Source organism: Tunturiibacter empetritectus (assembly GCF_014201375.1).
Lineage (GTDB): Bacteria > Acidobacteriota > Terriglobia > Terriglobales > Acidobacteriaceae > Edaphobacter > Edaphobacter lichenicola_D.
In genome coordinates, this window is the sequence record NZ_JACHDZ010000004.1 from 597,201 (window position 1) to 616,016 (window position 18,816).

At 56.5% G+C, this 18,816-nt stretch carries 12 protein-coding genes and 3 pseudogenes; 5 read left to right on the top strand and 10 right to left on the bottom strand.

What is annotated here, in order from left to right; genetic code table 11:
* Positions 1 to 42 precede the first annotated feature (42 nt).
* On the bottom strand, positions 43 to 690 hold the full coding sequence (locus HDF10_RS14585; RefSeq protein WP_183814578.1) for a GDSL-type esterase/lipase family protein: 648 nt from the start codon (positions 688 to 690) through the stop codon (positions 43 to 45).
* A gap of 279 nt (positions 691 to 969) precedes the next feature.
* Between HDF10_RS14585 and HDF10_RS14590 the strand changes: the two genes are divergently transcribed.
* From HDF10_RS14590 to HDF10_RS14600, 4 genes are all read left to right on the top strand, one after another.
* Complete coding sequence (locus tag HDF10_RS14590; protein ID WP_183814579.1) at positions 970 to 2,502, top strand: family 43 glycosylhydrolase; 1,533 nt, start codon at positions 970 to 972, stop codon at positions 2,500 to 2,502.
* A gap of 870 nt (positions 2,503 to 3,372) precedes the next feature.
* Positions 3,373 to 6,309, top strand: a complete 2,937-nt coding sequence (locus HDF10_RS20985; protein ID WP_260177893.1) for a TonB-dependent receptor — start codon at positions 3,373 to 3,375, stop codon at positions 6,307 to 6,309.
* Positions 6,257 to 8,290 carry a glycoside hydrolase family 3 C-terminal domain-containing protein gene (locus tag HDF10_RS14595; protein ID WP_260177894.1) on the top strand — a complete coding sequence of 678 codons (2,034 nt, stop codon included), beginning with the start codon at positions 6,257 to 6,259 and terminating at the stop codon, positions 8,288 to 8,290. The genes HDF10_RS20985 and HDF10_RS14595 overlap by 53 nt, the downstream gene beginning before the upstream one ends.
* Before the next feature lie 43 nt (positions 8,291 to 8,333).
* Positions 8,334 to 10,715: a glycoside hydrolase family 31 protein gene (locus tag HDF10_RS14600; RefSeq protein WP_183814581.1), complete on the top strand. Its 2,382-nt coding sequence runs from the start codon at positions 8,334 to 8,336 to the stop codon at positions 10,713 to 10,715.
* A gap of 127 nt (positions 10,716 to 10,842) precedes the next feature.
* Here HDF10_RS14600 and HDF10_RS21425 read toward each other — a convergent pair whose 3' ends face one another.
* The 9 genes and pseudogenes from HDF10_RS21425 to HDF10_RS14635 form a co-directional block, all read right to left on the bottom strand.
* Positions 10,843 to 10,986, bottom strand: coding sequence for a glycoside hydrolase family 95-like protein (locus HDF10_RS21425; protein ID WP_406706428.1), 144 nt, complete (start codon positions 10,984 to 10,986; stop codon positions 10,843 to 10,845).
* The gene (locus HDF10_RS14605; protein WP_183814582.1) at positions 10,935 to 11,522 is read right to left on the bottom strand and encodes a glycosyl hydrolase family 95 catalytic domain-containing protein; all 588 of its coding nucleotides are present in this window, start codon (positions 11,520 to 11,522) and stop codon (positions 10,935 to 10,937) included. The genes HDF10_RS21425 and HDF10_RS14605 overlap by 52 nt, the downstream gene beginning before the upstream one ends.
* Positions 11,471 to 12,099, bottom strand: a pseudogene (locus HDF10_RS14610) (glycoside hydrolase N-terminal domain-containing protein). Before HDF10_RS14610 ends, HDF10_RS14605 begins: the two are co-directional and overlap by 52 nt.
* A 56-nt stretch (positions 12,100 to 12,155) precedes the next feature.
* A pseudogene (locus HDF10_RS21430) lies at positions 12,156 to 12,293 on the bottom strand (glycoside hydrolase N-terminal domain-containing protein); the annotation flags it as partial.
* Positions 12,294 to 12,434 carry a hypothetical protein gene (locus HDF10_RS14615; RefSeq protein ID WP_183814584.1) on the bottom strand — a complete coding sequence of 47 codons (141 nt, stop codon included), beginning with the start codon at positions 12,432 to 12,434 and terminating at the stop codon, positions 12,294 to 12,296.
* 74 nt (positions 12,435 to 12,508) lie between these two features.
* The gene (locus HDF10_RS14620) at positions 12,509 to 14,542 is read right to left on the bottom strand and encodes a beta-galactosidase (protein ID WP_260177895.1); all 2,034 of its coding nucleotides are present in this window, start codon (positions 14,540 to 14,542) and stop codon (positions 12,509 to 12,511) included.
* A 103-nt stretch (positions 14,543 to 14,645) separates the two neighbouring features.
* Complete coding sequence (gene xylA, locus HDF10_RS14625) at positions 14,646 to 15,962, bottom strand: xylose isomerase (protein WP_183814586.1); 1,317 nt, start codon at positions 15,960 to 15,962, stop codon at positions 14,646 to 14,648.
* A 48-nt stretch (positions 15,963 to 16,010) separates the two neighbouring features.
* On the bottom strand, positions 16,011 to 16,265 hold the full coding sequence (locus HDF10_RS14630) for a hypothetical protein (RefSeq protein ID WP_183814587.1): 255 nt from the start codon (positions 16,263 to 16,265) through the stop codon (positions 16,011 to 16,013).
* A gap of 22 nt (positions 16,266 to 16,287) precedes the next feature.
* The gene (locus HDF10_RS14635; RefSeq protein ID WP_406706431.1) at positions 16,288 to 17,976 is read right to left on the bottom strand and encodes a sodium:solute symporter family protein; all 1,689 of its coding nucleotides are present in this window, start codon (positions 17,974 to 17,976) and stop codon (positions 16,288 to 16,290) included.
* 433 nt (positions 17,977 to 18,409) lie between these two features.
* On the opposite strand from HDF10_RS14635, the pseudogene HDF10_RS14640 reads away from it, so the two are divergent.
* Positions 18,410 to 18,816 (top strand): annotated as a pseudogene (locus tag HDF10_RS14640) (sugar kinase); the annotation flags it as partial.

Sequence of the window (18,816 nt, forward strand, 5' to 3'; positions counted from 1 at the left end):
ATGGCCTGCTCGGATGGACTGACCGCCACTGCCGTCTCTGCTTTAGCACCGTTCTATGGCCTTGCTCCACTCTTTGCTGTGTGCATCATGAAGAAAAGAACGTGGGTTCTCGGAATAAACGCGAGCGAGATAGCGATTGACCTCTTGATCCGCAGCCGATTTTTGCGGTGAAAGCTCACTCGGCAGCAAGCCTATCAGCACGATATGCGTTGAAGGGAGACGTTGTTCTAATTCGGCAACGACCGCGTCGATACCAACCTGGGTCTGAACGGCGCTTTGGTTCGCTACGCCCGTATTGTTGGTGCCGATCAGGACGACGACTACCTTAGGCGATACACCGTTGAGTTCTCCATTTTTTAGGCGCCAGAGTAGACTAGCGGTTGTATCTCCACTGAAGCCGAGGTTAATGGCGTTGCGTGCTGCGTAAAAGGTCTGCCATGTGGATTGGAAGTTCTCGTCAGGGAGCTTCGACTTCTCATAGTTCTGGGTAATCGAGTCACCTAGCAGTAAAAGTGGCGTATCTGGATGTGCTTTTACTGCCTGAAGAACAGCATGGTGCCGTTGAGCCCACCAGGGTTCCCCTAAGCGGTCAAGCGGAATCGCGCCAAAATTCGCTTGCGGAGAAGTCTGACTTGAAGCCACACTGATCGAGACAAGTAGCAGTGCGAGCAAGCGACCGAAAAAGTGCATAGAACCCAACTATATAAGAGACTAGTCGTCGATTAGATCGTCCGTAAAGAGCCTCAGCACCCTTGAAGTCGCGAATACAGTCGTTTTTGGGCTGACCGCCATTCGAGACATCAAACATTGGAAGGCAACAACATCGGCACGAGCAATGCTGCTTAGCCAGAGCTACAGCTTTCGAGTTCTCGTCTGGAACACGACAAGTGTTAGCTTAGTCTTCATCAAACAATTGGCGTCCACAAGGTTCAGGAGCATATCCATGGCAGTTCCACAACAGGCTCACGCATGATCACGCGCCGCCGTTTCTTCCGCGATGCATCCGCAGTCTCGCTCACATTCAGCCTCGCGCCAGGTCTGCGGATCCTATCCTCAGAGATTCCGTGCAGCCTCTACACCAATCCCATTATGGGCGGAGATCATCCCGACGCTAGCCCCATCCGGGTTGGCAACGAGTTCTACCTCACTCACTCCAGCTTTGACTACGCCCCGGGTCTGCTCATCTGGCACTCGCTCGACCTCATTAACTGGAAGCCCGTCGCCGCTGCGCTGCATCGCTACTACGGCAGCGTATGGGCACCCTATCTCTGCGAGTATCAGGGCCACTTCTATATCTACTTCCCAGCCAACAGCCGCCTCTTCGTCGTCCACGCCTCACACCCCACAGGCCCGTGGAGCGAGCCCATCGACCTCGGCGTCTCCGCCATCGACCCCGCGCACATCGCCGAGAATGGCCGCCGATTCCTCTACACGAACGGTGGCCAAATGCTCGAACTCACGCCCGATGGTCTCGCTGTAAAGTCCCCACTTCGCCAAGCCTTCAACCCTTGGCCCATACCTTCGTCCACGCGCATCGAATGCACCTGCCTCGAGGGCCCTAAGCTACTTGAGCACAATGGCTACTTCTACCTGAACGTCGCCGAAGGGGGCACCGGGGGTCCAGCTACCAGCCACTCCGTCATCAGCGCCCGGAGCCGCCACGCCGAAGGTCCTTGGGAGTTCTCGCCTTACAACCCCATCGTCCATACGCAATCGCGAGACGACCGCTGGCTCAGCCTTGGCCACGGCCGCCTCGTCGATACTCCCGACGGCAAGTGGTACATGACGGTGCACTCTTATGAGAACGGCTATCGCACCCTTGGCCGCCAACTCCTGCTCCTTCCCATCGCCTGGACGACAGACGGTTGGTTCCGTGAACAGCCGGAGACCGGCGCCGACTCAGCCATCCCCATGCCCGTACCCGGCCGAAGCCAACAGTCATTCCTCGACCCATCGGACCAGTTCGTAACTGCAGAGCTCGGCCTTCAATGGGGCTTCTGGCGTCAATACGATTTGACGCGTTTCGATACCGGAAAGGGCTACCTCCGCCTTAATGCCCAGGGCAAGGGCCTATCCGACACACCAGTTCTCACCGCATCCGTAGGAGGCCACGCATACACCGTCGAAGTCGATGTCGCGGTCGATCCCGGCTGCGAAGCCGGCCTCCTCCTCTTCTACGACCCCGAGCACGCAACCGGCATCACACTGGGCCCTCGAGGCTTGAGTATCCGAGTAGGCAACGGCCTAATCTTTAACCACTCCTTAGCCAACCCCACCCGCGCGACCCTTCGCATCGTCAACGACCGTCAGGAGGTCGACTTTTACTTCCGCTTGCTCGATCAACCATGGCAGCGTACCCAGGAATCTGCCGAGATCTCCGGAATGCACCACAATATTCTGGGCGGCTTTCTCGACGTGCGACCTGCCCTCTCAGCCTGGGGTACTGGCTGCGCCACTTTCCGCAACTTCCGCTTCTGGCCCCAAATCAACCTCCCCACTTGATTTTGCACGTTGCATCAGACCACCGAGCGCCACATCGTCCCACCAACGTGCGTTCCGACCGGTGCGTCTTGCCGAAAAGGAGATTTGGAGGAACTCCAGCTTGATGCACGAGCGAAATCGGGTCAGGGGGACAATCACAGCTTGAAAAGCGCCGAATTTCGGGAAAGGGTATCTGCCTGGGAGCCTCACGCCTCCTTAGCAAAGGCTTTCGTCAAATGCTTGCAGGCTTCCGCCGTAAGACGAGAACCCTTACATAATGGGGGACTGCAATTTCTAAAATTCGCTTAACCGGCATTGGCGAGCAGCAAGAGATGTGGCGCGCAATCAAACGACATGGATTTCCTCTCGGTATTGCTACGTCGGTTTTTAGGACATAGAGTTCTGCCCTGAAAGATCATGCCTACGGTGCGGCAGCGCTTTTTGTATGCTCTTCATTTATTCCTTGTTCACTATTTACATTGTTGTTGCAGAGGTGAAGTGCCCTAAAGTCCATTGCCATAAGAATATCTGGAGCCGCGCTCGTTCTATGCAACTTCGTTTTTCACCTCACTGCCATTTAAGCCTCCGTCTAAAAACCTCGAAGAAAGCGGTTTTTACCGTTCTAATTTCCTAGTTGACTGTTTCTATTTGCGTGTTCTATGCTCATTCCGATTTCGTACAAGACTAAATCTATTTCGTGGCTTAGGCCTATCAATTCACAATTAGTTTGCGTCAAGGAGAAATTTTAATCGAAAGAAGCCGCACCAATGTTTTTCATAAAGTTCAAGTTGCAACTCAAGTGGAGGTTCGCATTATTCCTCTTCCTGACCGCCGGCCTGTTCGGCGCAGTCCCCCTCCTCCACGCGCAGACCACCGCTAGCCTCTCGAGCAATGTCGTTACTCGACCGGCGCCTTCATTCCCGGAGCAACCGTCACCCTTACCAATACCGCCAGCAGAGACAAGGGGACCTCACGTCTAACTCTTCCGGCTATTTCACCTTCGCCGGCGTCATCCCTGGCACCTATACGGTCCAGATTTCGGCTCCGGGCTTCCGCAGGTTCCGACAGGACGACGTGGTCGTCAACCCAGGAGACGTGCGTAACCTCAACAACCTCAGCCTCACCGTCGGCGCCATAACCGACACCGTCACCGTAGAGAGCAGTGCCAATGCGATCGCCCGGCAGGACTCCGGCGAGCGCTCCGCATCGTTGGATACCAAGGACATCGAGCGGCTTCCTATCGAGAGCCGCAATCTCTCTGAGCTCCTCAAAATTCTTCCCGGTACAACTACAACCGCTAGCGGCACCGGCAACGGTCCAGGTTTTGACTTCAGCGACAACGGATCATCAGGCTCTGCCGTAGGCGTCGGCCTCAACACCAACGGTGCTCCCTACCGCGGAGGGACCGCCTATCTGCTGGATTGCGCAAGCATCATCGACCCCGGCTGCGCCTGCTGGTCCATCGCGACGGTGAACCCAGATATGACCCAGGAGGTGAAGGTTCAGACCTCCAACTTCGGCGCCGATGCGACCCAGGGTCCCGTCGTTATCAACGTGATCAGCCGCTCCGGATCATCAGAGTTCCACGGTCAGGGGTATTTTTACGCGCGTAACAGTGTGCTGAACGCCAATACGTGGCAAGACAAACACAGCACAACCCCAACGGCGCGACCGAACGCTTCTTATTACTACCCGGGCGGCAGCGTAGGCGGACCCATCCTCATTCCGCACACCGACTTCAATCACAGTCGCAAACTGCTTTTCTGGGCCGGGTTCGAAGATTTTCGTCAGACTCTCCCAGCAGCCTCACCCTTGACCTCCTATCTGCCGACGGCGGCCATGCGCGCAGGCAACTTCAGCCTCAGCGATCCGGACAACGCCGCACTCTGCGCTACGAGCACAGGAAACGATTTCTGCCAGCCACTGGACGGCAGTTACGCTCCGGATTCAACGAAGCTGAGCGGAAGGCAGATTCCCACTCAGTATCTCGATCCAGGTGCGCTGGCGTTACTGAAGCTCTTTCCCCAGCCCAATACGGATCCTTCGAGCAACGGCGCCGGCTACAACTACTTTTTGCAGACGACCAATGTCCACAATGGATATATCTATCGCGGCCGAGTAGACTACAACATCAGCGACAAGAACAAAGTCTTCGTAAGCTACCAATATGGCAGCGACTCCGAGACCAGCCTCGCGCATATCTATTACACGCCTCCCAATGCCGTCGCCTATCCTGGCGGCCCGCTTGTAAGCGCTGTTCACTCCCACGTGTTGAGCGGCAGCTACATCCATGTGTTCAACTCCGCGGCGACCAACGAACTGCGCGTCGCCGTGGGCTGGCTCGACAATCCGTTCTCCGCAAGCAATCTGAAGGCGATGCAGATCTCTGCTCTCGGTTATCCTTACGGCACCGTTTACAACAACGCCTCCCAGCTTGTGCCGTCCATCAACTCTCCGGGAGCTCGAACGCTGCCCGACATCTCTCAGCCGGACCTGTTTGGAAATGGCGGAGTCTACAACACCAACAAGAAGGCCCCGTCTGTGGCCGATGACGTCAACAGGACTCATACTTTTAAGATGGGCGGCTACTGGAGCCGGTCAGGTAATAAACAGGAGACCTACGGCTCTCCCAACGGCTCGCTCTCGTTTGCAAGTGGTGCAAAGACCGATCAGGTGACCGGCCTGCCGATCGGTACGGTCAATCCGCTGGCAAACTTTCTGATGGGCATCACCAGCGGGTTCACGCAGAACAATAATAATCCCACCGACGACATGGCCTATACCACCGGAGCCGGCTACTTCCTGGATAACTGGAAGACGACCCGCCACCTGACGCTCAACCTCGGACTGCGCCTCGAACACCTTGGTCGATGGCAGGACAACACCGGAAATGGCCTTGCAGTGTGGGAGCCGAATCGCTACGCAGCGGACGTCGGCGCAGGTAAGGTCTACCCTGGTGTCTACTGGCATGCGACCGATGGGCTCGTCCCTAACGGAGGATCTCCCGTACAGACGATCTTCTTCGAGCCTCGCCTCGGGCTCGCCTACGACGTCAGGGGCAACGTTGAGACTGTTGTGCGCGGTGGATGGGCGACTTACCGTTGGAACGATCAGTACAACGACTACGCTGGTCCGCTTCAGACATCACTTGGTGTCAAGACGTATAACTCCAGCAACAACCAGGCCATCACCCTCAAGGAGATCGCTACGCTCGGGGCAAACGCGGCCTCGCTCGGTTCGCTACCGTCGAGCGTTTACGCTACCGACCAAGCCGACGACAAAGTGGGTGTCACCTATGCTTACAACCTGACCATATCGCAGTGTATCCCGCGCAACATGCTGCTGGAGGTGGCCTATGTCGGTAACCAAACCCAGAACATTCTTATGGGCGGACAGAGCAACGGCTCTGGAGTAGGCGGCACCGGCTTCGTCAACCGAGGCATCACCGACGCTAAGTTACACACAACGTACCCTGTTGCTCGCAATCAAGTACAGCTTCTAATTGAGTTGGTCTCTGGTTGTACAAGTGGACGAGCTCTGTCGCCACCTGTTCTGGCGACAGGGCTCGTCTCATGTTCCGTCTTCATCCTGCAGCAAATTACACCGAACGATTGGGAGTATCGCTGTCATGCATGGGTTCAACCGATCATCCATCTTCATTACGTCTGCTCTCGCTGTCGTCTCTTTCTCGCAGCCTCTACTGGCGCAGCAAACCTATCGCTTTCAGGACACCCATCTCCCCGCCGAGGAGCGCATCACCGATCTGATCTCACATATGACGATCGAGGAGAAGGTGCAAGCGCTCAGCACGAATCCAACCATTCCTAGGCTCGGCATCGTCGGCACCCAACACGTCGAAGGGTTGCATGGGCTTGCGCTCGGAGGTCCTGCTGGCTGGGAGGGCAAGAACCTCCCCGTCATTCCCACGACACAGTTCCCCCAGTCGCGCGGGCTCGGCCAGACCTGGGATCCGGCACTCATTCAGAAGGCTGCTGCTGCTGAAGGTTACGAGACTCGGTATGCGTACGGGAAGTATCATCGGGGCGGTATGGTGGTCCGCGCACCCAACGCGGATCTAAGTCGCGATCCTCGCTGGGGTCGCAGTGAAGAGTCTTACGGCGAAGACCCGTTTCTCGTCGGAACGATGGCCACCGCTTTTACCCGCGGCCTGCAGGGTGACGATCCGCACATGTGGCTCACTTCATCACTTCTGAAGCACTTTCTCGCCAACAGCAACGAAGACGGTCGCGATGGCTCCTCGTCGAATTTTGATGAGCGTCTCTTTCGTGAGTACTACTCCGTACCGTTTCGCATGGCTATCCAACAAGGTGGCGCGAACGCCATGATGACCGCCTATAACGGTTGGAACGGTGTGCCGATGATCGAGAATCCAATACTTCGCGCTACGGTCATCAAGGAATGGGGATTTGACGGCATCATTTGCACCGACGGGGGCGCTCTCACCAATGTTGTCACTCATCATCACGCCTTCAAAACCATGTCTGAGGCCGCTGCCGCTGCTATTCACGCTGGTATTAACCAGTTCCTTGATGACTATCGTCAGCCTGTCATGGACGCGCTCGAACAGAACCTCATCACCGAGCAGGAGATAGATGGCAACATCCGCGGTGTCTTCCGCGTTATGCTGCGGCTAGGCATGCTGGACCCTGCAGAGCAGATTCCCTACGCCAAAATCGGCACAGTCGATCAGGCAAAGGGCGATCCATGGAACTGGCCCGAGCGACACGCTCTCGTGCGTCAGGTCACCGACGAGTCCATTGTGTTACTGAAAAACGATCACAACATCCTTCCCCTGCACGCCGAGATCACCAAGAACATCGCAGTCATCGGCCCACTCGCCGACCGTGTAGCGCTTGATTGGTATAGCGGTACTCCCCCCTATGTTGTGACGCCGCTCGCAGGAATCCGAACACGGGCTGGATCTTCCTCTTCTGTTACCTTCTCAAAAGGTGATGATGCAAACGAAGCCGCCGCTCTCGCCGCCAAAGCAGATGTGGCCATCGTGATCGTAGGCAACCACCCAACCTGCGATGCAGGATGGTTCAAGTGTGCACTTCCTAGCGAAGGCAAAGAAGCGATTGATCGCAAGAGTCTCGCGTTGGAGCAGGAAGAGCTTGTCAAGGCTGTCTATGCCGCCAATCCCAAGACTGTTGTCGTGCTGCAAACAAGCTTCCCTTACACGACTAACTGGTCTCAGGAGCATATACCAGCCATCCTCCAGATCACCCATAACAGCGAAGAGCAGGGGAACGCCCTCGCGGACGCGCTCTTCGGTGACTACAACCCAGCGGGACGTCTCACCCAGACATGGGTGAGCTCCATCGATCAGCTTCCTGCCATGATGGACTACGATCTTCGTCACGGACGCACTTATCTTTATCTCAAGCAGAAACCTCTGTACGCATTTGGTTTCGGACTGAGCTATACGACTTTCGCCTATTCGAATCTGCACGTCAGTACATCCAGCCTCGCGCCGAGCGGCAACCTGACCGTCACCGCCGACATTCGCAACACAGGCGCGCGAGATGGTGACGAAGTCGTTCAACTCTACGTCGCCTATCCGCACTCTGCCGTCGCGCGTCCCATCGAAGAGCTAAAAGGCTTCGAACGCACGCACCTCCGCGCTGGCGAATCCAAAACTGTCACTCTTCACCTTCCCGCACAGTCGCTTGGCTACTGGAACGACATGCAACACGACTTTGTTGTTGAACCGGGCCCCATCGAACTTCGAATCGGCGCCAGCTCGAACGATATCAAGCTAAGCAAAACCGTGATCGTCGCCCGTTAATTACGAACCCACTGGTAGATACTTGAACAAAGAAGAGAAAATTATGTCCAGGCACCTCCGCTTCGCTATCCACTTCATTCCGCTCTCTTGTCTCTGCGCTCTCCTGGCAACTCCGGCGACTCGCGCTCAGCAGCTGTCGCTCTCTCGCGATAACGCCACGGTGCTCGTCGAGCCCTACGCGGCTAACATCGTTCGCGTGTCTATCAGCCTGCGACGCGAGGATGCACTCGCTGCACCGGGTTATGGTATCTCAGCGACGCCATCTCCCACAGGGTGGACAACTGGCAGCGATTCCTCAGGCGACATCCTTCGTTCTAGCCGTCTCGTCGTCACGGTCTCACCCCAGGGGCCAAAGTGGGTTCCAACGGGAACCAGCGCCGACATAGCGAAGTTCTTCAACGGCTCCACTCCAGGCATCGGCCTCTTCATCAAAACTCCCGATAATGCGGACCTCATTCGCATGCAGGGCTGGCAGATGTCGGTCCCCAACCACAAGGACGGCAACGCCGACATCCTCTACGACCGCCGCCCCACTGACGCACCCTTCTTTCAGGTCGGCGCCAGCTTCGCCTCTCCACCGGATGAGCACTACTATGGTCTGGGTCAGAATCAGGAAGGTTACCTCGATCGTCGTAACCGTGTACTCCATTGTGCTCACGACTACAACGCACCCTCTGGCCAAAGTGTATGTGTACCATTCATAGTTACAAACAAAGGTTATGGCGTCCTCTGGGACAATCCATCCGCGACCACAGTTGCCTTCGGATTCAACGATCAGGTACGTTGGACATCAGATGTCGGCCAACGAGTCTCTTTCTTCGTAATCGCTGGTGCAACCTACGATGAGATTTACACTGGCTACCGGCTGCTCACCGGCTCAACGCCCATGCTCCCAAAATCTGCATACGGTTACATCCAGAGTAAGCAGCGCTACACCAGCCAGACTGAACTTCTCGGTGTGGCGCATGCATATCGCGAACGCCACTACCCGATCGACGACCTCGTCATCGACTGGTTTCACTACACCATCATGGGTCAGATGGACATGGATCCCGCCAAGTGGCCAGACCCTGCGGCGATGAACAAAGAGCTGCACGCCATGAACTTCCATACCATGATCAGCATCTGGCCCCGCTTCGTCCCCGAGGGCCGTTACTACAACACCGTGCTAAAGAATGGATGGTTCGAGCATCTCGCCGACGGCACGCCCACCAATGGTTTACCCTACGACCGCGCCGGCTCAGACATCGACACTACCAACCCGGACGCCGCAAAGTGGTACTGGGGCGTCGTCAAAGAGAACTACATCAGCAAAGGTTTCGACGCCGTCTGGGCGGACGAGACCGAGCCAGATCTTCCTCCTAACGGAAGCTACTTTCACATCGGCCCTGGCACGCAGTTCTTCAACACCTATCCCCTCTTTCACACTGCAGCCTTCTACAACGGCTTTCGCGAAGACCTTTCAACCCGTGCACTCATCCTCGCTCGCGACGCCTATCTCGGCGCACAGCACAACGGCGCCATCTTCTGGTCCTCCGACATCAGCGGAAATTGGGACACCCTGAAACGTCAGGTCCCAACCGGCATCAACTTCGTGGCATCGGGTACACCCTACTGGAGCACCGACATCGGTGGCTGGCAGTATCTTCCCTCGCATCACACGCCGCTGCACACTCCGCTCATCGACCCCTCTGACGCCCGCGAAAACATCGGCCACTACGATGACTATCCCGAACTCTACGTACGCTGGTTCGAGTACGGGGCCTTTCAGCCCAACTTCCGTAGCCACGGAAGCCGTCCGCAGAATGAGGTGTGGTCCTACGGCAAGCAGGCTGAACCAATCCTCGTGAAGTATCTCCGCCTTCGCTATCAGCTCATGCCGTATATCTACAGCCTTGGCCACATGACCAACCAGACCGGTGCTCCCTTCATGCGTGGCCTGTTCATGGACTTCGGAAGCGACCCTAAGGTTGCCAACATCGGTGACGAGTATATGTTCGGACCTGCTCTGCTGGTCGCTCCGGTAACAGAGCAGGGAAGTACTTCACGGGAGGTTTATCTGCCCGCTGGAACCGACTGGTACAACTACTGGACGAATGCGAAGGTGCATGGTGGGCAGGCCATCACTGTCGATGCTCCCATCGACACGATTCCCCTCTTCGTTCGTGCAGGTTCGATTCTTCCGCTCGGCAGCGCTGTTGAAAGCACCAACGAAGATCAGAAGATCGATCGAGTTCGCGTCTACCCTGGAGCCGACGGAGACTTCGACCTCTATCGTGACGACGGCAGCACCTATAACTACGAGAAGGGCCAGTTCCAACTTACCCATCTCCACTGGTCCAATGCGACAGGCAAGCTGACCCACAGCGGCCCAGACGCATGGAGCGCGCCCGATGCCTCGATCCTCGAGGTAGAAAACCGATAGATAGAGTCGCACCTTCTGAGACGGGTTACTCGCACATACTCTAGCCGATCGTTCGCAGCAATCCGTCGAGAACTTTCCTCGCTCCGGCCTTCATCTGCAACTCCCGAACAACCGATCCATAGCGAACTCAGACAACACCATCGCGCTCTGACTGTAGCCTCAATTCAGTCATTCGCCCAGCCTTCCATGTTACTCCAACGGTGACTCCTCCCATCGCCCTTAGCCCGTCGACCCGGCCCTCGGGCAATGCGGAGGGCAGCGCCGGCAGCACGCGAACTTCATTCGGACGGCTAAGAGATGGCTTGTCACCGCGCCCTCCAATTCGCCGGGAACTCTTTTTACATGCCCGATGCACGGAAGGCCAGCGTGTGCATGGGACCTGCGATCGACGAGGAGAATCTCCCCGCTGAGCTCTGTCGAATCGGATCCACGGGATTCCAGAGGCGCGACCCATCCATCGGAGCCGTAGTAGCTTTGTGCTGTATGTGCGCCGGGCATCTGCAGTCCTTCCATAAGAGCGAACAGCGGATCCGTAAGTTCTCCTAGCGCCGTCGGCTCCGCTGGCCAGTAGTTCATCTGCACATTGACGTCCAGGTGCCAGTCGCCCTTCCATCCAGGATGAATTCCCTCTGCCCAAAGCCCTTGGAGATTTGCCGGCAGGCCACCCGGACGAGACGACGAAATCAACAGATAGCGCCCAAACTGAAAGTAGAGCGCCGCTAACCCAGGGTCGTTCGCTCCCCTATAAGCCGCGGCTAAACGGTCAGCAGCCGTGCTCTGCTCCAGCGCTGCGTCGCCGTCTCCCATCGCACGCGATACTCGGCGGAAGTAGCTGCGATAATCCGCTTGGTGGCGCGCCAGCAACAACGCAGAAGGCCGCTCGCCGCCGCGCGCATATCATGCAAAGCGGCGAACTCGGCGCTATGGCTGTGACGGCCTGCGAAACCTCCATAGTTGGTTGCCGCGGTCACCAGTAGCGTAACCTCGTCAGCGCGAGAGATCAAAAGAGAATCGCCATCGACTGGTTTTATCGTGCCGCCGCGGGTGAACGCTCGCACACGGGTGGCATACCGACGACCAGCCACGCCGTGCGCGCCCGAATCCAGCGCGCCCGTCATCACCAAGCCATCTTTACCATCGGTCTTCGTCTGGAAACGCTCCACTCTGCCCAGATGAACGCGTAACGAAAGCGAACGGGATCGGCTCGCCCGCAGGTGCACCACAATCACCTGATCCGGGGCACTTGTGAATACTTCGCGTGTATAGCGCACTCCATTTGCAACAAACTCGCGGTCGCCACAGCCCCATCGAGATCAAGCCATCTGCGATATTCGCTGGCGTTCGCATCCTGAATCCCGTCAAACGAGAGCAGCAGCTTTCCCAGCTCCTCGTACGAAACATAGCGAGCATCGCCGCTCCCCGTATCAGCCGATGTAAGCTCTTATTTACCAGAGCCTCGGCGGATACATTGTCACCCGCAATCAGTAACCTGCGAATCTCTGGAAGCTCTTTCGCGGCGTCTGTGCGATCCGAGTCGTGGGGTGAGCCGGACCACATCGAACTCTCATTCAGGTCCACTCACTCCTCGCAGACGCCGCCATACATCGCCGCTCCTAGTCGTCCATTGCCCGTTGGCATAGCTTCCTCGAAGACGCGCGCCTGCGCACCGAAGCGTACCAGTAGGTCGCCGGAAGGCACGAAGCTCTGGGCTGCAAGCATCGAACTGAAGCCTAAACAACAGCGTGAGTGTGCCACACCGTTCCACCTTCGCGAAGCCAGACAAAGCTATCCTCCTACTTACTGCCGGCCGACTCCTGAAGCACCACGACACCAAACCGCGGAAGTGAAACGCTTGTTGTGTCCCCACCCTTGAGCACATCGTGCATTGCGTGTGGCAGCTTGATGACACTCATCTCCGATCCATAGTTCGTCAGAATAAGAACACGCGATTTTTCGTTCGACCGTATCGCCACATCCACGTCTGCCGGAATCTCTGGCAATATTGTCGCGATGTCGCTCTCCTTGAGCATCCACTCCGCAGCACGTCTCATCGCAGCCGCATCAAGCCCCGTGCCAATGTATGTAATCGTCCCCTGCCCAACTTTGCGTGTCACAGCCGCGGGCTGTCCGTCCAACCAGCCGTTGCTCGTTCCGTAACGCATCAGAACCTGCGTAGCCTGATCGGTTACGCCGAGCTGTTCGGCCCAGGTCGTATCTTGCGCATCTCCCCACACGCCGCTCACCGGCACTGTTTGATCCAGTGCGTAAAACTGCTCAACCTTCGCGCCCAGCATTGCGGCGAGTGGTCCAGGCTGCCGCTCTGGAAATAGAATGTTGTCTTCGTCCTTCATGGCACTTCGCTGCCCCAGCACAAGATTGCCTCCTGCACGAACGTAAGTCTCCAAATTTTTTGCAGCCTCCGGTGTCAGTACGTTCAACGCCGGAGCGACGACCAGCTTGTACTGCGTCAGAGGGGCTGTATCCGCAACCACGTCAACCGAACCAGCAAGTTTATGCAGCGGAGCGTAGTAACTCAACAGAGCATCGACCGGATCGAATGCTTTATTGTGCCTCTGCCAATTAATAGCCCATCGACTCGAGTAGTCCTGCAGCACCGCAACCTGCGACCTCACGGTCGTTCCAGCCAGAACTGGAGCGGCCTTCTCGAACTCTGCCCCAATCTGCTTCACCTCGCCGTATAGCGGGACGGGCGTCCCATCGGCTCCAACCAGCGTCCCGTGGTACTGCTCCTGTCCGTTCAGCGCGCTTCGCCACTGCCAGTATTCCACTGCTTCCGAACCATGGCCAATCGCATTCCACGCCATAGCCCGAACCTCGCCCTTATCGAGCGCATTGTTGTCCGTCTGCCAATTCACAAAGCCCGGCTGCGTCTCCATCACCCAGAAGTTCTTGCGCAAAAATCCACGAGTCAAATCGTGTGTCGCACCATTGCGCACTGGGTCCAGATGTCCCGTCCCCACATAATCGTCCCACGAGGCAAAGTCCAAATCCTGCGCCACGGTGTAGTGATCGTATGCGTCGAACCATCCCATCATGTTCGTCGTGATCATCTGTCGAGGCTCAGCATGCGCACGAATCGCATCCAACTGGTTCTTCTGATAACTCCGCCAAGTGTCGGAGACGAACTCTTTCCAGTTCAGCATCAGGCCCGGGTTGCCCCCATGTTCGGCGATCGGAATCTGGCTCCAGTCCTGGTAGGTCTCACTCCAATAAGCGGTGGTCCACCGCGCATTTAGGTTCTCAAGCGTCCCGTACTTGGTGCGAAGCCAGCTTCGAAATTGTACCTGGGTAGTTTCCCCATAGCTCTCATTGGCGTATTCGTTGTCAATCTGCCACCCGATCACATTCGCGTCATGACCAAACGCCTCCGACATCTTCTCCGCGACCCTCCGGCTCAACTCGCGATACTTGGGATCGCTCCAATCGAACTGTTGGCGATTTCCATGACCGTCCTTCCTGCCGTTTTCCATGGTGCGCAGGGTCTCAGGATACTTCTGCGTAAGCCAGGCTGGCGGCGCGGCGGATGGCGTGCCCATCACAACCGCGATGTGATGCCGCTCTGCCGCACGCACGGCATGCTGAAGCCACTCCAGATGAACTTCGCCCTCATGTGGCTCGATGGTGCTCCACGCAAACTCACCCACGCGCACAAAATTGATATGCGCCTGTTTCATGAGCGTGAGGTCTGCGTCCCACCGGCTCTCCGGCCACTGCTCGGGATACCACGCCGCTCCAAGTCCCAAGGCAGGGCGTCGCGGATCCGTCGGCAACGCAACCTGAGTGAGAGCAGGGAGACTCAAGGTCAATAGGACAAACGCAGATCTTGCAAACCAACACCGCAATATCATCGAAACTCCTTGACTCGTGAACTACACCGGTATTCGCAGTCCGATGTAGCCCTTCCCTCGACTACAGGTAACGGTTGATCAGATTTTCCAACTGCTCCTGCCGCCCTGATCGCGGCTTGGGATTGATATTGCGCTCCTCGCTTCGAGCAGCGATTGCGCCCAGCGACTCCTTGCCCGCAAGCATCGCCTTATTCTCCGGCAGATTCCAACCCGCATAGCGCGCGTCCACAATCTCGGCCAGACGCCCTTCCTCATGGATCTTCGCGGCGATCAGAAACGCGCGAGCACACAGATCCACGCCACCAATGTGCGCATGGAGTAGATCCTCCGGATCCGTTGACTGCCGCCGCACCTTCGCATCGAAGTTCATGCCGCCCGGCCCGAGCCCCCCAGCCTGAATCACGTGATACATCGCCAAGGTCATCGAGTACAGATCTACCGGAAACTGATCCGTGTCCCAACCAAGCAACGGGTCGCCGCGGTTAATATCGAGCGAACCGAGAATCCCCAGGTCAGCGGCCGTGGCAATCTCATGCTCGAAGGTGTGTCCCGCCAGCAACGCATGATTAGCCTCAAGATTCACCTTCACCTCGCTCTCAAGGCCAAACCTCTTTAGAAACCCAAATACCGTCGCCGTATCGAAGTCGTATTGATGCACGGTCGGCTCCTTCGGCTTCGGTTCAAGCAATATCTGGCCGCTGAATCCAATCTTGTGTTTGTACTCCACCACCAACGCGAGCATGCGGCCCATCTGCTCCAGCTCGCGCTTCAGACTGGTGTTCAACAGCGTCTCGTAGCCCTCGCGTCCGCCCCACAGTACATAGTTTTCGCCGCCCAGCTTCTTCGTTACATCCATGCAATGTTTAATCGTCGTCGCACAGTAAGCAAAAACTTCTGGGTCTGGGTTGGTCGCGGCGCCAGACATAAATCGCGGATGACTGAACAGGTTCGCCGTACCCCATAGCAGCCGTGTCTTTGACGATTCCATCTTCTTCGCCAGGTAATCCGACATGCTGTGAAGATTGGCAATGGATTCCCGCAGGGTTTCGCCGTCGGGAGTGATATCGCGGTCATGGAATGTGTAGAAGGGAAGATCAAGGACACGAAAAAGATCGAATGCAGCGTCAGCCTTATCCTGCGCGGCCTGCATCGCATCGCTGCGGTCCATCCAGGGGCGACGAATCGTCGGCGCGCCAAATGGGTCGCTACCGTTCATTGCCAGACTGTGCCAATAAGCGACTGCAAATCGCAGATGCTCTCGGAGCGGCTTTCCCAACACTGTTCGGTCGGCATCGTACCAGCGGTACGCTAGATCGGATGTGCTCTCGGCTCCCTCATATTCCACTATCGGAAAGCTATTGAAAATTGATTGCCCCATAGATCCCCCAAATAAAAATGTGTCTTGTGCCGCTTACTGCACAGAAACTCAATCCACCGACTGAACCGCCGGCCGAAAACGCACCGTGTAGAACCCCCCGAAAAGCGTCAGTAGAACGCCCCACCAGAGCGTTGGCTGCAAATTGGCCAGAACTGTGGCGGGCTCGTGTCCAAAGCGCTCAAAGATGCCTTGGCCTAATAGAACCAGACCGTCAGCCAGCATCAAGATGCCGCAGAAAAACCATATGGATAGTCTTGCTCTGCGCGCCTGCCGTTTCTGCTCTTGCGAACGATTGTCTTTCATCGTGTCTCCTCGCAGCTCGCTTCTAAAGAAACACTATATTAAGAATGAAAAACACAACGATCACGACGACCGCCCAGAAGGCAGGTTTCTGCCAAAGTTTTTCAGCGCCGTCGCTAGGCAGCGGAGTTACTCCATAGACCAGCCCGGCAAGTTGGGCGGTGGGCGTAGCCTTCGTCATCAGGCTCACGGTCACTGTAACCCCAACACAGATCAGCCAACTCCACAGCGCACGATAAAGGTTCTCCGCCATTGGACGCGCATCAGGACTCATAGCGATATATCGCAGACCGTCGGCATTCAAACGAACCCAAACAAACATCCCTATCGAAGCTGTGGTTCCGGCCAACAACCCCCAGAATCCGCCCGCTCTTGTCGCCCTCTTCCACAGCATCCCCAGGATCACGGTGCCGAAGAGTGGCGCGATAAAAAAGCTAAATAACGCTTGAACGTAATCCATGATCGAAGCCGCGTTCATCACCAGGTAAGCCGTCGCAATCGACACAAGCATTCCGATAACGGTTGACCATCGTCCCATCGCTACATAGTGCCTGTCCGACGCTCTCTTGTTAATAAAGGCCCCGTACAGGTCATAGGTCCAGACAGTCGAGAAGGCGCTGATATTGCCCGCCATGCCGCTCATAAAGCCCGCTATCAAGGCCGTGATTCCGAGCCCCAATAACCCGGGACCGCAGTAGCGGACCAACATCAGCGGCAGCACGTCGTCGTAGCTGTGCTGTCCGGTCGCCTTCGCTACACTTCCGGGTACCAGATGAAACACCCTAGATCCATCGGCGTTGTGCAGCCCAAGCGCAATCAGACCGGGCAGAATTACGATCAACGGCACTGCCATTTTGAACGCCGCCCCGATCACCGGTGCCATCTTTGCGGATCGCAGGCTGTTCGCGCTCAACACCCGCTGCACCACAAGAAAATCCGTCGTCCAATAGCCGAAGCTGATGACAAACCCCAGCCCAAAGACGATGCCCGTCCAATGCACGCCCATCGGGTTGTCTTTGAACCCACCAAGTGTGTTCCATAGGTGTGTATAGTTGGCGTTCCCTACGTTCGCCGCAATCTGCGTCTTCAGATTTGTCCAGCCATGCGCCTCGATCAACCCCAAGATCGGAATTGTCGCTGCGCCCGCCCATATCAAAACAAACTGCAGCACCTCGTTGATGATGGCCGAGCGCAAGCCCCCAAGCATCACGTACAACGCCACTGTCCCAGCGCCCACCCAGATCGAGAATGTCAGATTCCAGCCAAGCACTGTTTGCATCACGACAGCCATGGCGTACATATTCACGCCGCTCATAAGAATCGTCATCAAGGCAAACGACACGGCGCTCACCGCACTTGCCCCCTCGCCAAACCGCAGATGAAGATAACCCGGTACAGAGTGGGTCTTCGAGATGTAATAGAACGGCATCATAACGATGCCGAGAAACAGCATTGCTGGAATTGCGCCGATCCAGTACCAGTGAGTCGCCAACATCCCGTACTGATATGCGGCCCCCGCCCATCCCATTAGCTCCAGCGATCCCAGATTTGCTGACACGAAGCTCAACCCAGCCACCCATGCCGACATCTCTCTTCCAGCAAGGAAGAACTCTTCGCTTGTATTCGTCGATCCCTTCACATAAAACCCAATGAAGATGACCAGGGCGAAGTAGAACAGCAGGATCAGGACGTCGACTGGATTCAGTCGCGTCATCTGGGCGCCGAGTAGAGAAAAGTTAGAAGCGACAGAAAGCATTATGTGCTACGAAAGCCTTCCAAAAAAGTAGATGAAGCGTCATGGCATATCAAACCTATATTTTACTCGCGACCCGAACTATATCGATTAGTCTGCAAAGTTGTCAATAAAGATCGCATCGGTCCGACATCCTATCATCGATCTGGCCGCACAGAATTAGGTGTTTGCAGCTTTTACACACCTCTTTCGAGATCATTCCACTTATCTCTATAAATAGCAACGGCACGCCGCTATACTGGACCCTGAAGAAATAGTTTTTGCGATTTTATTAACTCAGGGAACCTTCACGCACATCCCTGCAAACCTGCCAAGTCGAGATAGGACAATCTACGGGAACAGCACCTCTCCCGCTATGGAGCACTGATGAACTCTCAGCTCGTGCGAGCGCACCATGTCAGCTAAAGAACGAACAGAGCACGTTGACAAGGGCTTCAGGAGGGTCGACCTCGCCTATGTAGAGCTTGCATCAAGCGAGATCGCTCGCGACATCAACCGCGACATCGTATTGGAGATCGTTCGGTCCAAACAACCCATCTCGCGTGCGGATCTGTCACGCGTCTCCGGCTTGCAGCCTAGCACCGTCTCTAATATCGTCGAGCAGCTCCTACAGGGGACTTGGATCGTTGAGGGTGCCGTAGCCCGCAGGCCCCGCGGCTGCCGCCCGACCATGCTCTCGCTCAACGATAATCTCGTCATGTTGGTGGCCGACCTTCGGCCCCGCAGAGCAATCCTTGCCATTATCGACCTCAACGGTCGTATGCTCGCGCACGAAGAGATCAGCATCTTCTCGGATCCCGA

Excerpts from the sequence above, each read along its gene's own strand:
- HDF10_RS14590 (WP_183814579.1), top strand. The coding sequence starts at position 970 with ATGATCACGCGCCGCCGTTTCTTCCGCGATGCATCCGCAGTCTCGCTC.
- HDF10_RS14605 (WP_183814582.1), bottom strand. The coding sequence starts at position 11,522 with ATGGGAGACGGCGACGCAGCGCTGGAGCAGAGCACGGCTGCTGACCGT.
- HDF10_RS14595 (WP_260177894.1), top strand. The coding sequence starts at position 6,257 with ATGACGATCGAGGAGAAGGTGCAAGCGCTCAGCACGAATCCAACCATT.
- HDF10_RS14615 (WP_183814584.1), bottom strand. The coding sequence starts at position 12,434 with ATGCTTGCAGCCCAGAGCTTCGTGCCTTCCGGCGACCTACTGGTACGC.
- HDF10_RS14635 (WP_406706431.1), bottom strand. The coding sequence starts at position 17,976 with ATGACGCGACTGAATCCAGTCGACGTCCTGATCCTGCTGTTCTACTTC.
- xylA (WP_183814586.1), bottom strand. The coding sequence starts at position 15,962 with ATGGGGCAATCAATTTTCAATAGCTTTCCGATAGTGGAATATGAGGGA.
- HDF10_RS14600 (WP_183814581.1), top strand. The coding sequence starts at position 8,334 with ATGTCCAGGCACCTCCGCTTCGCTATCCACTTCATTCCGCTCTCTTGT.
- HDF10_RS20985 (WP_260177893.1), top strand. The coding sequence starts at position 3,373 with ATGTCGTTACTCGACCGGCGCCTTCATTCCCGGAGCAACCGTCACCCT.
- HDF10_RS14630 (WP_183814587.1), bottom strand. The coding sequence starts at position 16,265 with ATGAAAGACAATCGTTCGCAAGAGCAGAAACGGCAGGCGCGCAGAGCA.
- HDF10_RS14585 (WP_183814578.1), bottom strand. The coding sequence starts at position 690 with ATGCACTTTTTCGGTCGCTTGCTCGCACTGCTACTTGTCTCGATCAGT.